The sequence below is a fragment of the Mycobacterium sp. Soil_C_30 genome, from assembly GCF_057656995.1.
Map to the genome: position 1 here is coordinate 96,881 of NZ_JBDGJH010000002.1, position 13,714 is coordinate 110,594.

Annotated in this window: 13 protein-coding genes and 1 pseudogene; 13 read left to right on the top strand and 1 reads right to left on the bottom strand. The window is 65.2% G+C overall.

Annotation, left to right across the window (positions count from 1 at the left end; genetic code table 11):
- The first annotated feature begins 17 nt into the window (after positions 1–17).
- From phnA to AC3A6P_RS03405, 10 genes and pseudogenes are all read left to right on the top strand, one after another.
- A complete protein-coding gene (gene phnA / locus AC3A6P_RS03360; RefSeq protein ID WP_487688389.1) occupies positions 18–1,406 on the top strand; it encodes a phosphonoacetate hydrolase in 1,389 nt (462 codons plus the stop codon).
- Between the two features lie 6 nt (positions 1,407–1,412).
- Positions 1,413–2,717, top strand: a complete 1,305-nt coding sequence (locus AC3A6P_RS03365) for an MFS transporter (protein ID WP_487688391.1) — start codon at positions 1,413–1,415, stop codon at positions 2,715–2,717.
- Between the two features lie 99 nt (positions 2,718–2,816).
- On the top strand, positions 2,817–3,677 hold the full coding sequence (locus tag AC3A6P_RS03370) for a class II fructose-bisphosphate aldolase (RefSeq protein WP_487688393.1): 861 nt from the start codon (positions 2,817–2,819) through the stop codon (positions 3,675–3,677).
- Between the two features lie 5 nt (positions 3,678–3,682).
- Positions 3,683–4,480, top strand: a complete 798-nt coding sequence (locus tag AC3A6P_RS03375; protein ID WP_487689358.1) for an HAD-IA family hydrolase — start codon at positions 3,683–3,685, stop codon at positions 4,478–4,480.
- Positions 4,481–4,512: 32 nt separating this feature from the next.
- Positions 4,513–5,160: a dihydroxyacetone kinase subunit DhaL gene (gene dhaL / locus AC3A6P_RS03380; RefSeq protein WP_487688395.1), complete on the top strand. Its 648-nt coding sequence runs from the start codon at positions 4,513–4,515 to the stop codon at positions 5,158–5,160.
- Complete coding sequence (dhaK, locus tag AC3A6P_RS03385) at positions 5,157–6,152, top strand: dihydroxyacetone kinase subunit DhaK (protein WP_487688397.1); 996 nt, start codon at positions 5,157–5,159, stop codon at positions 6,150–6,152. Before dhaL ends, dhaK begins: the two co-directional genes overlap by 4 nt.
- Positions 6,153–6,168: 16 nt before the next feature.
- A complete protein-coding gene (locus tag AC3A6P_RS03390) occupies positions 6,169–7,194 on the top strand; it encodes an ATP-dependent 6-phosphofructokinase (RefSeq protein WP_487688400.1) in 1,026 nt (341 codons plus the stop codon).
- Positions 7,195–7,339: 145 nt separating this feature from the next.
- A complete protein-coding gene (locus AC3A6P_RS03395) occupies positions 7,340–7,630 on the top strand; it encodes a WhiB family transcriptional regulator (protein WP_487688402.1) in 291 nt (96 codons plus the stop codon).
- A gap of 47 nt (positions 7,631–7,677) precedes the next feature.
- Positions 7,678–8,719: pseudogene (fbaA, locus tag AC3A6P_RS03400) on the top strand (class II fructose-bisphosphate aldolase).
- 141 nt (positions 8,720–8,860) lie between these two features.
- Complete coding sequence (locus tag AC3A6P_RS03405) at positions 8,861–9,778, top strand: alpha/beta fold hydrolase (RefSeq protein ID WP_487688405.1); 918 nt, start codon at positions 8,861–8,863, stop codon at positions 9,776–9,778.
- A 47-nt stretch (positions 9,779–9,825) separates the two neighbouring features.
- On the opposite strand, the gene AC3A6P_RS03410 is transcribed toward AC3A6P_RS03405, so the two are convergent.
- On the bottom strand, positions 9,826–10,779 hold the full coding sequence (locus AC3A6P_RS03410; RefSeq protein WP_487688408.1) for a LysR substrate-binding domain-containing protein: 954 nt from the start codon (positions 10,777–10,779) through the stop codon (positions 9,826–9,828).
- A gap of 225 nt (positions 10,780–11,004) precedes the next feature.
- On the opposite strand from AC3A6P_RS03410, the gene AC3A6P_RS03415 reads away from it, so the two are divergent.
- The 3 genes from AC3A6P_RS03415 to AC3A6P_RS03425 are packed head-to-tail and all read left to right on the top strand — an operon-like array spanning position 11,005 to position 13,556.
- Complete coding sequence (locus tag AC3A6P_RS03415; RefSeq protein ID WP_487688410.1) at positions 11,005–11,748, top strand: GntR family transcriptional regulator; 744 nt, start codon at positions 11,005–11,007, stop codon at positions 11,746–11,748.
- Between the two features lie 12 nt (positions 11,749–11,760).
- Positions 11,761–12,477, top strand: a complete 717-nt coding sequence (locus tag AC3A6P_RS03420; protein ID WP_487688413.1) for a phosphonatase-like hydrolase — start codon at positions 11,761–11,763, stop codon at positions 12,475–12,477.
- Positions 12,474–13,556 (top strand): zinc-binding dehydrogenase, encoded by a 1,083-nt coding sequence (locus AC3A6P_RS03425; protein ID WP_487688416.1) that lies wholly within the window; start codon positions 12,474–12,476, stop codon positions 13,554–13,556. Before AC3A6P_RS03420 ends, AC3A6P_RS03425 begins: the two co-directional genes overlap by 4 nt.
- The last annotated feature ends 158 nt before the right edge of the window (positions 13,557–13,714 follow it).

Here is a 13,714-nt window from a genome sequence, read left to right on the forward strand (position 1 = left end):
AATACCAGGAGCCCAACGTGGGATCGACCTCGTTCACGGTCAACGGTCGGACGTACTCCGTGCCGGACACTCCCGTCGTCGTCATCTGTATCGACGGCAGTGAGCCCGCTTACCACATCGAGGCGATGAGGGCGGGACGCATGCCCTGGCTCACCCGGGTGCTGGACGGAGGTGCCAGCTCATGGCCCGCGCACTGCGCTATACCCGCACTCACGAACCCGAACAACGTCTCGATCGCCACCGGGCATCCGGCCGCGTTCCACGGCATCAGCGGCAACTACTTCTTCGACCCCGAGAGCGGCGAGGAGACCCTGATGAACGACAAGCGCTTTCTGCGGGGACCCACCATCTTCGCCGCGGCGAACGAGGCCGGGCTCGACGTCGTGGTCGTCACGGCGAAGAACAAGCTTCGTCGGATTCTCGGCGCCGGCCTGGTCGACGAGGGCCCGGGACTCGACGGCGCTCCGGGCTTCGTCGCTCCGTCGAGGACCGGCGTGTGCTTCTCCGCGGAGAGCGCTGACGACGCCACGGTCGTGGAGAACGGCATCGCCGACGTGACCGAGCTCGTCGGAAAGCCCCAACCGAGCGTGTACTCGGCTGATCTCAGCGAGTTCGTCCTCGCCGCCGGTGTCGCCATTCTCGCCTCGCGTCGGGTGGACCTGATGTTCCTGTCGCTCAGCGACTTCGTCCAGCACAAGCACGCACCGGGTACGGCGGCGGCGGACGACTTCTACGCGATGATCGACTCCTACGCCGCTCAGATCGATGAGCTCGGCGCCACCTTGGTACTCACCGCTGACCACGGCATGAGTTCCAAGAGCGACGACGACGGCCGACCACGCGTCCTGTACGTCGAGGACGAGGTGCGCAGAATCCTCGGACTGCCAGAAGTTTCCGACGATCAAGCTCACGACGGGGTGCGCGTCATCCTGCCGATCACCGATCCGTACACCGTCCACCACGGCGCACTCGGCTCGTTCGCGAGCGTATACCTGCCCGCCGGCGCCGAATTGGACGCGGTCAGCGCCGCCCTGCGGGCACTGGACGGCGTAGAGGCGGTGCACCTCCGGGAGGAGGCCGCGCGGCTGTACGCGCTTCCCCCGGACCGGATCGGAGAGATCGTAGTGCTGGCTGAGGCCGGAACGGCACTGGGCCGCTTCGCCGACTGGCACGACCTGAGCGGCCTGGACGCTCCCCTGCGTTCGCACGGCGCGTTGGGGGAGTTGCAGATTCCGTTCATCGTCAATCGCGAACTGCCGAGGCCGCCCGCACTCGACGAGCCTTACGGCGACCTCGCCTACGTACACAACTACGACGCCTTCTGGGTGGCGACCACCCTCGCCGCACAGCACCAGAAAACAACATCCCCCGTCAAAGCAATGGTCAGCACTGCAAAGGATCGGTGAACAACGATGTCCAGCACGTTCCAGAAGCCCCCGAAGTTGGATCCTGTCGAAGTATCCGAACAGAAGTACTCGCGCCTGAAGTGGCGCATGCTGCTCGCTGCGATGTTCTGTTACCTGTTTTTCTACACGGGCAGGCAGACTTTCGGGTTCGCCATCCCTGGCCTCCAGGCGGATCTGGGGCTCAGCAAGACCACGCTCGGCGCAATCAGTGGCGCCATGCTGTGGTCCTATGCACTCGGACAGATGATCAACGGCAACCTCGCGGACAAGTGGGGCGGCCACCGCCTGATGACCGCGGGGGCGGTGGTTTCGACGATCCTGAACTGGTGCACGAGTTTTGCGGTCGGCGCCAAGACGCTCGCGGTGCCATGGGCAGCGAACGGATTTGTCCAGGCAGCAGGGTGGCCGTCCGGTGGTCGTGTCATCTCCAACTGGTGGGGGTCGCACGAACGCGGAAAGAGCTTCAGCTTCTACACCTTCGCGGCCGGCATGGCCTCGGTTCTCGCTTTCGTCACCTCGACCCTTGTAGTCGACACCTTCCACCTTTCGTGGCACTGGATCTTCCGAATCCCGGTGCTGCTCATGCTCGTCGGCGGAATCACGTTCTTTCTGGTTGCCCGTGAGAGTCCGAAGGCTGCGGGTGTCAAGCCGCCGGCGTCGCACACGGAGAAAGAGGTCATCGAGGAGCCCCAGGTCGATGGCGAGGATCAGGAGCGGTCGTTGACCCGGTACCGGTTGGTGCTTCGCAACCGGAAGATCTGGTCCACGGGTGTCGCGATCGGTTTCCAGAACGCCGCGCGGTATGGATTGTTGATCTGGGTGCCGGTGCACTTCCTGGGTTCCGATTGGAAGTCGGGCGACGGCGGGATCAGTCCGCTGTGGATCACGGTCGCGCTGCCTTTCGGTATGGCTGTCGGGGCGTTGACGAACGGCCAGTTGTCGGACCGGTTCTTCGGCTCGCGGCGCGACCGGCCCATCATGTTGTTCATGCTGGCAGGCGGGGTCTGTGCCGTGACGCTGTGGCTGGCCGAGCTGGGCACTTACGGCGGAATCGTGGTGCTGTTCCTCGCGGGGTTCTTCGTCTACGGACCGCAGTCGTCATTCTGGGCGCTGTGCCCGGATCTCGTGGGTAAGCGGATGGCCGGCACGGCCACGGGAGTGGTCAACTGCTTCTCGTACGTCTTCGCGGGCGCCGCCGAGCCGTTCATCGGTCACCTGATCGACGGCGCTGGTGACACTTCGCTGGTCTTTCCGATTGTCGCCACCAGCTGTGTGCTGAGCGCTGCAGCCGCATTCACGATCAGACGGTGACCGATGAACGGCGTAACCACACCTGACAACCAGTTTCCCAATGGATGCCGCGACCGTGTTCCGGACATCCACGACAGGTCCAACTGAGGAGAGAAGTACATGCCCGTAGTGCCCTTGAACGCGATTCTCAAGCCCGCGTTCGACGAGAGGTACGGCGTTCCTGCGATCAACGTGTTCAACGACTTGACGATGGAGGCGGTTCTGGCCACAGCTGTCGCGGAACGTTCTCCGCTCATCGTGCAGACGTCGGTCAAGACCGTCCGCAGCGTCGGTGCCGCGACTCTGTTCGCGATGTGGGAGGCGATGACAGCGGGGATCGAGGTGCCGGTGTCGCTTCATCTCGATCACTGCCCGGATCGCACGGTGATCGCCGAATGCCTTGAACTCGGCTGGAACTCGGTGCTCTTCGATGCGTCCGAGCTTCCGGTGGCCGAGAACCGTCGTCAGACGATCGAAGTCGTCGCCGAAGCCCGCCTACACGGCGCGCACGTCGAAGGCGAGATCGAATCGATCACCGGAGTCGAGGACGACCACGGGTCCGACGAGGAAGGCCAACGCCAGCCGCTGGACACCGTGCTCGATTTCATCGGGGGCACCGGTGTGGACGTCTTCGCCCCCGCCATCGGCAACGCGCACGGCGTGTACAAGCAGGAGCCCGTGCTCGACTTCGCGCGCGTGGAGGACATCGTCGGGGCGACGAGCATCCCCATCGCGCTGCACGGCGGCAGCGGGCTGACGGAGTCGGACTTCACCCGATTGATCTCGTTGGGATGCGCGAAGGTGAACATCTCCACGGCCCTAAAGATGACGTACATGCGGGCCGGTCTGGACCACCTGCGGGAGGCCGAGCGCACCGACAAGTGGGATCCGCCATCACTGTTCAAGGACACGGCGGGACAGATTCACCTCATGGTGTCGGATCTGATGCGGCAGTTCGGAAGTGCGGGGGCCGCGTCGTGACCGGTATGGGTTACACGCTGATCTTCGACTGCGACGGAGTGCTGGCCGACACGGAACGACACGGACACCTACCGGCGTTCAACGGCGCGTTCGCCGAACTCGGTATCCCCATGCGATGGAGCGAAGACGACTACGCCGATCTCGTTCGCATCGGCGGCGGGAAGGAGCGAATCACCGCCGCGTTGGCCGAACCGCGCCGTGACGGCCTGTTCGGGCAGGATGGTGTGCCCGATGACGTGGTGCCGCGAATCCACAAGGTGAAGACCGCCATCTACCGTTCCTTGGTCGCTGACGGTGTCATGCCGCCACGGACCGGGGTGGCGCGGCTTATTCGCTCGGCGCTCTCGGACGGATGGCAGGTTGCTGTGGCATCGACCTCCGCTCCCGAATCCGTGCGATCTGTGCTCGATTCCGTTGTGGGACAGCACCTCGCAGAGAGCATTCCGATCTTCGCCGGCGACGCGGTCCCGGCGAAGAAACCCGCTCCGGACATCTATCTGCTGGCGCTGAATCGACTGGGCGCCGACACCGACAAGACGATTGTCGTCGAGGACAGCGCCGTCGGAATGCGTGCGGCGTTGTCGGCCGGGCTCGCGTGCATCGTCACACCCAGCAGCTACACGATGGACGAGGACTTCACACCGGCTGCCGCGGTCGTGACCTCGCTGGGCGACACCGGCCACCCGACGACAGTCGTCTCCGATCCGCACCACGTCGGATTCGGCGACGTCGTCGATGTCGAGGCGCTACAGCGGCTGCTGGCCCTGCGCCGTCAATCACTCAGCTCAACACACCGGGAGTAGAAATGAGTTCGATCGAATCAGTTTGTGCAGCAGTGCGAATAATTGCCGACACGGCGGTGCGCAACGAGCAGTATTTCTGTGAGTTGGACGCCGTGGCAGGTGACGGCGACTTCGGGTTCTCGCTGGCCCGCGGCTTCGAGTCCGTGTTGGAGAACTGGGACGCCATCGACGCCACGACTCCGTCTAGCTTTCTGCGGGGCGTGGCCACCACGCTATCGAACCGGCTGGGAGGAACGTCCGGCCCGATCTGGGGCACCGCCTTCATGCGAGCCGGAGCGGCGGTCAAGGACCGCACCGAGCTTGGCCTGCAGGACGCACGCGCGATGATCGACGCCGCGATCGGTGGGATCGAACGCCGCGGCGGAGCGACCCTGGGGGACAAGACCCTGCTCGATGCGCTGTACCCGGTGCGCGACGAACTCGCCTCCGCGACCACGCGATCCGACGCGCCGGCCGAAGTCGCTGCAGCCGTGGCCGCCGCCGCGCGCCGCGGCGCCGAGCACACCAGGGAACTCAAGGCCAACCGCGGGCGGGCCAGCTACGTCGGCGACCGCAGCATCGGGTACGAGGACCCCGGTGCCGTCGCCGTCGCCGTCATGGCCGAGAACATCGCCCAAGCCTGGTCATCGAGAACCGACACCGACCCATCCCGACCCCTTCAGGAGGAATCACACCGATGAAACGATTTGTCAACGACCCCAAAAATTTCGTGGCCGAGATCCTCGACGGGGTCGCGCGCGCCAATCCCGCTACCCTGCGGTACGAGCCTAAGTTCAATCTCATCGTCCGTGCCGACGCACCGGTGGCCGGCAAGGTCGCCATCGTGCAGGGTTCGGGGTCCGGGCACGAACCGGCCCACGTCATGAACGTCGGCCCCGGCATGCTCGACGTTGCTTGTCCAGGTGACGTCTTTGCCGCACCGCCGGTGGATTACGTGATGGCCGCGATCCGTGAGGTCGCCACGGATGCCGGCGTCCTGCTGCTCGTCAACAACTACACCGGTGACAAGATGGCCTTCGAGATGGCTCAGGAGATGGCCGCCGACGAGGACATCGAAGCGCAACTCCTCTTCATCAACGACGACGTCGCCGTCCAGGATTCGACCTACACGGTCGGACGCCGCGGTGTCGCCGGCAACTTCTTTGTCATCAAGGCCGTGGGCGGTGCCGCCGAGCGGGGCGACAAGCTCGATGATGTCCGCGCCATCGGCGAGCGGGTCAATGCCAACACGCGATCGCTCGGCGTCGCGCTCACGGCGTGCTCGCCGCCGGCAAAGGGTGCGCCGTTGTTCGACTTGGCCGATGACGAAATCGAATTCGGCGTCGGCATTCACGGGGAGCCGGGGCGCCGACGTGAGAAATTGCGTTCCGCCAACGAGATCATCGACGAGATGGTTGACACCGTCGTCGCCGACAAGCCGTACGAGCCGGGCGCGCGTGTCGCGCTCATGGTGAACGGGCTGGGCTCGACCCCCATCAGCGAGCTCTACCTGCTGTACGGCCGCGCCCACGAGCGCCTCGCCGACAAGGGATTGGACGTCAAGAGGTCCTACGTCGGCAACTACTGCACCGCCCTGGACATGGCCGGGGCATCGATCACCCTCGTCGAGCTCGACGACGAAATCGATACTCTTCTGGATGCACCCGCGGCGACCGCGCTGCGGATCTTCTGAGCGAGGCCGCGACAGTATGCGACTCGGCATATTGACCAGCGGTGGCGACTGCCCCGGATTGAACGCCGTGATCCGCGGGGCAGTGCTCCAGGGAACCCGCGCATACGATGACGAGTTCGTCGGGTTCAAAGACGGGTGGCGCGGCGTCATGGAACGCGACTACGTGTCGCTGGACTGGCGGGCGGTGCGCGGTCTGAACCGACGCGGCGGCACGGTACTGGGAACGTCCCGGACCAATCCGTTCGCCGCCGGCACCGATGATCTCACTGTCTACACCGCGCTCGCGGATTCGGGAATCGACGCCCTCATCGCGATCGGCGGTGAGGGGACGCTCTCGGTAGCCGCCGAACTGAAGCGCGGCGGGGTCCGCGTGATCGGAGTACCGAAGACCATCGACAACGACCTGTCGGCGACGGACTACAGTTTCGGGTTCGACACCGCCGTCGAGGTAGCCACCGAGGCGATCGACCGGATTCAAACCTCGGGGGAGGCGCACCACCGGTGCATGGTCGTCGAGGTGATGGGCCGCAACGCAGGATGGATCGCACTGCACGCCGGCCTCGCGTCGAGTGCGCACGCCATCCTGATCCCGGAGGTGAAGGTCTCCATCAAACAGATCTGCAGCTGGATGGAGAGCACTCGTGACCGCGGCCGCACGCCGCTTGCGGTTGTGGCCGAGGGATTCGCGCTGGACACCATGGACACGCCGCACCACCGGCACGGTCTGGACACATTCGGGCGCCCGCGGCTAGGCGGAATCGGTGACATGCTGTCCGCGCTCATCGAAGAGCACACCGGCATCGAGACACGTGCCACCACACTCGGTTACATCCAGCGCGGAGCCGTCCCAACCGCATTCGATCGGGTGCTCGCCACCCGAGTCGGCATGGCGGCAGTCCGCTCCGGGCACCGGGGCGACTGGGGCACCATGGTGGCAATCCACGGCACCGACCTCGTCAACGTTCCGCTCGACGACGCCGTGGCCGAACTCAAAACCGTTCCTGCGGCCCGGTACGACGAGGCCGTCACGCTGCTGGGGTGACGGAGACGGCCGACTCCCCGCTCTGTCCTTCACCATGGGACTTTCGTGCGCTCCGCCGCCGCCCAGCGTCCGGTTAAACGGTCTCGATGCGCACAGTGCGCGCACCCAAGACGAATCCGATCGAAAGTGAGACGAACGCACTCCCATGAACAGTCCAGCCTACCGAGCCACTTCCAGAATTTCGTTCCGGCTCACCTCCGACGAAGCGCGGTTCGTGTGGCAGGACCAGGCGGCGTGCCGCGGGATGGACACCGCGGCGTTCTTCCCGGAGCTCGCGGGCACCAGCGCGAAGCAAAAGGCGGACATGCGAGGCAAGGTCGACGACGTGGTCGCGATATGCAGCAGTTGCCCCGTACGGCAACGCTGCTCGCAATACGCCAACGCAACACGCACGTCCTGGGGTGTCTGGGGCGGTCGCCTGCTCACCGGATTCTGACCACGCGTGAAACCCCGCGCACCGAATTGCAATGCCAAAGGAGAGACATGCCCATCGCCACGCCCGAGGCTTATACCGAGATGCTCGGCCGCGCCAAGGAACTCTCCTTCGCCTTTCCGGCGATCAACTGTGTTGGATCGCAGAGGCATCAATGCGGCGATCAAGGGGTTCGCCGACGCCGGCAGCGACGGCATCATCCAGTTCTCCACCGGTGGAGCGGAATTCGGTTCAGGTATCGGAGTCAAGGACATGGTTGTCGGCGCCACCGCGCTCGCCGAGTTCGCGCATGTCGTGGCCGCCAGATATCCGATCACGGTGGCGTTGCACACCGATCACTGCCCGAAAGACAAGCTCGACAGTTTCGTGCGTCCGCTGCTGGCGATCTCGGCTGAGCGGGTCAAGAACGGCCGGGATCCGTTATTCCAGTCGCATATGTGGGACGGGTCGGCGGTGCCGATCGACGAGAACCTGCAGATCGCGCAGGAGCTCCTGAAGCTCTCGGCAGCGGCGAAGATCATCCTGGAGATCGAGATCGGCGTGGTCGGCGGCGAGGAAGACGGTATGGAGGCTGAGATCAAACGACAAGCTGTACACACTGCCGAGGACTTCGAGAAGACCATCGACGCGCTCGGCGCCGGCGAGCAGGGCAAGTACTTGCTGGCGGCGACGTTTGGCAACGTGCACGGCGTGTACAAGCCCGGCAACGTCAAGCTCAAGCCCGAGGTGCTTGGTCAGGGTCAACAAGTGGCGGTGGCGAAGCTCGGGCTGCCGGAGGGTTCCAAGCCGTTCGATTTCGTGTTTCACGGTGGGTCGGGTTCGCTGAAGTCCGAGATCGAAGACTCGCTGAAGTTCGGCGTGGTGAAGATGAATGTCGACACCGACACGCAGTACGCATTCACCCGGCCGGTCGTGAGTCACATGTTCTCCAACTACGACGGGGTGCTCAAGGTCGACGGTGAGGTCGGCAACAAGAAGGTCTACGATCCGCGCAGCTACCTGAGGAAGGCCGAGGCGGGCATGACTAAGCGCGTCATCGAGGCGTGCAACGACCTGCACAGCAGCGGCCGGAGCGTGACCGCGGCGCCATAGACAAGCGCATTGGCGGGTATAGCGAACGGGTATAGCGAAATAGCGCTTGTGGACACTCTGACGTGAACGGCAGTCTGGCGGCGACAGTTCCACGGCGAGATTCAGTGACGAGTGCGGATTCGATAACAACTTGGAGGATCGATGGCAGACGTGACCGGGACCGGCAGCACAGTGCCCGTGGACGTGGTTCGCGCCGGAGTGCTGGACGTCGCCTACGAAAGGTACGGCGATCGGCGCGGTTGGCCGGTTGTGTTACTTCACGGGTTCCCGTATGCGCCTAGATGTTACGACGATGTGGTGGGGCCGCTGGTGGAAGCCGGCGCCGATGTGGTGGTGCCATACCTGCGTGGCTACGGTCCGACACGCTTCGTCGATGCGACGACGTTGCGTTCGGGTCAGCAGGCCGCGGTGACGCACGACTTGCGCGAGTTGATCGTCGCGCTCGGGCTCGAGGGTCCGATCGTGGCCGGTTTCGACTGGGGCGGTCGCGCAGCATGCATCGTGTCAGCGCTCTGGCCGGACTTGGTGTCAGGTTTGGTGACGGTGGACGGTTACAACGTCCAGAGAATCGCGGGAGCGTTGACACCCGCTGTGCCGGAACGGGAGGCCGTGTACTGGTACCAGTACTACCTGCACGGTGAGCGGGGGCGTCGAGGGCTGGAACGATACCGCGTCGAGTACGCGAAGCTGCTGTGGCAGCAGTGGTCTCCGCGTTGGTCGTTCTCCGACGAGACCTTGGCGGCCACGGCGCGGGCGTTCCAGAACCCGGATTTCGTCGACGTGGTTGTGCACAGCTACCGACATCGTTACGGACTCGTCGACGGTGATCCGGCGTACGAGGCCACCGAGGAGCTCATCGCTGCCGAACCCGTGGTTACCGTCCCCACCGTCGTGCTGGACACCGAGCACGACGGGCTGGGTAAGCGACCCATCTCTGGAACCCACGAGGACCACTTCAGCCGACTAGTCGGCTACCGCCTCGTGGACGCCGGCCATGGGCTGCCGCAGGAGAACCCCCAGGCCTTCGCCGAGGCGGTACTGGTGCTGAACCCCCGGTGAGCGGCCGTTGCAGAGTGCAATCCTGCTGAAGCGACGGTCGGTCCGGGTCAGCGGTCCGAAACAGTTCCATGCGTACGCATAGATCCGGCGCGGTTCGACAGCAGTGCGCTCGGCCACGTGTTGAGATCTCGGAGACCGTCGAGGAAGGCTCTCTCGCTGGGCGCCAATACCCGCTCCCTACGGTAGGCAGCGACGACGGGCCTCCCGACCGGGGGCGGGTCCACCTCGACGCTGGCGAGCATGCCGTGCTCCAACTCCTGACGGACGGCGTGTTCGGAGAGCAGTGAGATGCCCAGGCCTGCGCGCACCGCCTGCTTCACCGTCTCGCTGCCCCACATCTCGGTCGAAGCTACTTCGTGCAACTGCCATTCGGCGAGTGCCTCGGACTGCAGCGAGCGGGTCCCCGAGCCCCGCTCCCGAAGGATGAACCGCTGCTCCAGAAGCTCCTTGGCTGCGATCCGCTTGCCGGCGAGCGGGTGGTCCGGAGCGGCCACCAGGACGGCGAGGTCCAGCATGATCTCTCGGGTCTCGAGCTGCGCGTTGGACGGTTTGCCCACGAAGACGCCCAATCCGACCTCACCGGACACCAGTCGCGCGGTGAGCTGCTCGACGTTGCCCACGAACAAGTCGCATTCTATGTCCGGGTGCAGATGCTGGAACTGGCCGAGAAGATGGGGGAGCAGATAGGTACCGACCGTCGTGCTTCCCCCGAGTCGCAGGTGCCCACGGCTGAGGCCCTGGACCTGCCGCACGGCCGATACCGCCTCTTCGCCGAGCAGAATCAGCCGTTTTGCGTATTCGGCGAGCACTTCGCCTTCGGCCGTGGCCCTCGCACGCCCGCTGGAGCGGTCGATTAGGGTCGCGTCGACCGTTGCCTCCAGCTGACGTACCTGCTGGGATACCGACGGCTGGCTCATGAACAGCTTGTTGGCCGCAGCGGAGAATCCTCCGCACTCGACCACCTGCAGAAAGACCTGCAGCTGGTGGGATTTCAGCTCCATGGGCACCTTTCAGTTCGCGACAGACCAGCGCGTGACGGCGGGGTGACGGACCTCACAATCTCTACCATAGCAACCTGTACATACAGGTGAGCCCTTTTCGTCGGATCGGCAATGGCGCAGTAGCGCCGATCCTCACTGGTATAGGCAGGAAAGTATTGGTGTCATTGGGTTTTACGATGCCGCGGCCATTGATCCGCCCAATGGTCAACTTGTATGGTCAGGTCTGTGACAGAGGCGTTGCACATCCAGATCGCACAGGACATCCGCGAGCGCGTTCGCGTCGGTGAGCTCGCTGTAGGAGCCGCGCTGCCGTCGGAGTCGCAGCTGTGCAGTCAGTGGAACGCCTCGCGTGGTCCGGTGCGTCAAGCTCTTGCCACTCTGCGGGCGGAGGGGGTCATTACGGGGGGCGCCGGCAAGCCGCCCGTGGTGTGCTCAACGGCGATCGGTCAGCCATTCGACACCCTGCTGTCCTACTCGGCCTGGGCGGTCTCGATCGGGCGCACTCCCGGGCAGCGAACACTCGAGTTGACGTTGCGTCCGGCGGACGAGATAGCCGCGGCGAACCTGGACGTCGCCGTCGGTGAACCCGTCGTGCAGGTGCTGCGCTTGCGCTACCTGGACGGAGAAATCGCCATGCTCGAACGCGGGACGTTCGTCGCGCACGTCGGCCGACTGCTGTTCGACTTCGACACCGACTCCGGGTCGATGTGGGCATATTTGCAGTCTCGAGGCATCCGTTTAGCGAGGGCCTCGCACGTCATCGCGGCAGTGGGCGCTGACTCGGTCGACGCATTGCATCTCGGTGTCGCACAAGGCTCTCCGCTGCTTCGCCAGCAGCGCTCGACGCGGGCCGCCGACGGCGAGCTCGTCGAGTTCCACGACGACCGCTACCTGCCGGACATTGTCAGCTTCACCCTGGACAACAACCTCGACGTGCGTTCCACCCTGGTACGCAACGCGTCACCCTAGAAAGGAAACACATTGAGTAACAAAACGGTTCAACCTGAGCTCGTCGTTCTGGACATGGCGGGCACGACCATCGACGAGGGTCTTGCCGTGTACCGGGTACTTGAGGAGACGGTCGTCGCGCACGGTGGGTCGCCGACCCAGGCCGACATCAACAAGTGGCACGGAGCCGCAAAGCACGAGGCACTGCGCGTCATGCTCACGCCTGAGGGAGAGGAACCGCTCAGTGACGAAGTACTGAAGCCCATCGTCGATGACTTCCGCTCCCGGCTCAAGGCCGCCTACGCCGAACGTCCGCCGGTCGCTCTTCCGGGAGTGGAACAGGCTCTCGCCGACCTCCGCGCCGCGGGCATTCGGGTGGCCCTGAGCACCGGCTTCGACCGCGACGTCGTCAACTCGTTGTTGTCCGCCCTTGGCTGGGAGGGTAATGCCGTGGCCGATACCGTCCTGTGCGGTAGCGATGTGCCTGCGGGCCGCCCAGCGCCGTTCATGATCTTCCGGGCGATGGAACAGCTGAACGTGCAGGACGTCTCCAAGGTGCTGGTGGCGGGGGACACCCCACGTGACCTGGAGTCGGGCACGAACGCCGGGGCCGGTTTCGTCGTTGGGGTCCTGTCGGGCGCTAGCGACAAGGAGGAGCTCAGCGCACATCCGCACACCCACCTGCTGTCCTCGGTCGCCGACATCCCCGGCCTCATCGGCGTGCGCCAGGCCTGGGCGAAGACGTCATGACAGATCAGCTGCAGCAGACGGCCACGCCGGCGCAGGTAAAGCACACCCTCGCGGCGATCTGGCGCGGCGGGGACGACGTGGCGCTCGAGTCGGTACCGGTGCCCCCACTCGAGCCCGGTGAAGTGCTGGTGAGGGTGACGCTGGCCACGGTGTGCGGCAGCGATCGCCACACCGTGAGCGGGCGACGCGCCCAGCCCTGCCCCTCAATCCTGGGTCATGAGACCGTCGGACACATCGTGGCGTTCGGCGGCGGCGACGAGCTGCAGTCGGTGGACGGCCGGCAGCTCCAGGTCGGTCAGCGCGTCATCTGGTCGGAGACGCTGCCGTGCGGCACCTGCGACCGCTGTCTCGCCGGTGTCACGGCCAAGTGTCGTACCGTCCGCAAGGCGGGGCACGAGGCCTTCGACTCGAGTTGGGCGTTGTCTGGGGGGTACGCCGAGCACGTGCTGCTGCCGCGGGGAATGCCGATCGCCATCGTCGAGGACGACGTAACCGACGCGCTCGCCGCGCCGGCCGCGTGCGCGACGGCGACGGTCATGGCCGTCATCGAACGGGCCATGCCGTTGGCGGGCCGGCGCGTCGTGGTCATCGGGGCGGGCATGCTCGGACTGACTGCACTGGCGGCCGCCGCGGACACGGGGGCGTCGTCGGTCACTGCAGTCGACCCTGCGGCCGAGCGACGGGAACTTGCCCTGCAGTTCGGCGCGACCTCTGTCGTGGCGTCGATCGGCGATGTAGAGCAGTGCGACGTCCTGATCGAGCTGTCGGGAAAGGCGGCGGCGTTGCAGGAGGGCATTGGCAAGCTCGACGTTCAGGGCGTCGCCATCTTCGCCGGCTCCGTCGCTCCGGACGGCGACATAGCGGTGGACCCGGAATCGGTCGTGCGGCGCCACCTGTCGTTCCGCGGCGTGCACAACTACGAGCCCCGGCACCTGATCCAGGCGCTGGACTTCCTTCAGCGAACCAATGTTCGGTTTCCGTGGACGGATCTGGTGGCCGAACCAGTACCGCTCGATCGGATTGGCAGCCTGTTGACCGGAGCGCCGGGCACCAAACCCCGGTACTCGGTCGCGCCGTGACGATGCGGTGACGGTTCCGAACCGGTACCGCGGATAGGGACGAGGTGAGGGCTCGCGGTGATCGTGCGGGTGCGGCGAACGCACTCCGCACCTCACCTCGGGCATCGCCGGAGACGGGGGTTCCAACCGTTCCCCCGACGACATTCACGACTCCGCAA

What these genes read in the sequence shown, in the direction of transcription:
- AC3A6P_RS03365 (WP_487688391.1), top strand. Translation starts at nt 1,413, where the DNA reads ATGTCCAGCACGTTCCAGAAGCCCCCGAAGTTGGATCCTGTCGAAGTA.
- AC3A6P_RS03370 (WP_487688393.1), top strand. Translation starts at nt 2,817, where the DNA reads ATGCCCGTAGTGCCCTTGAACGCGATTCTCAAGCCCGCGTTCGACGAG.
- AC3A6P_RS03375 (WP_487689358.1), top strand. Translation starts at nt 3,683, where the DNA reads ATGGGTTACACGCTGATCTTCGACTGCGACGGAGTGCTGGCCGACACG.
- dhaK (WP_487688397.1), top strand. Translation starts at nt 5,157, where the DNA reads ATGAAACGATTTGTCAACGACCCCAAAAATTTCGTGGCCGAGATCCTC.
- AC3A6P_RS03390 (WP_487688400.1), top strand. Translation starts at nt 6,169, where the DNA reads ATGCGACTCGGCATATTGACCAGCGGTGGCGACTGCCCCGGATTGAAC.
- AC3A6P_RS03395 (WP_487688402.1), top strand. Translation starts at nt 7,340, where the DNA reads ATGAACAGTCCAGCCTACCGAGCCACTTCCAGAATTTCGTTCCGGCTC.
- AC3A6P_RS03405 (WP_487688405.1), top strand. Translation starts at nt 8,861, where the DNA reads ATGGCAGACGTGACCGGGACCGGCAGCACAGTGCCCGTGGACGTGGTT.
- AC3A6P_RS03410 (WP_487688408.1), bottom strand. Translation starts at nt 10,779, where the DNA reads ATGGAGCTGAAATCCCACCAGCTGCAGGTCTTTCTGCAGGTGGTCGAG.
- AC3A6P_RS03425 (WP_487688416.1), top strand. Translation starts at nt 12,474, where the DNA reads ATGACAGATCAGCTGCAGCAGACGGCCACGCCGGCGCAGGTAAAGCAC.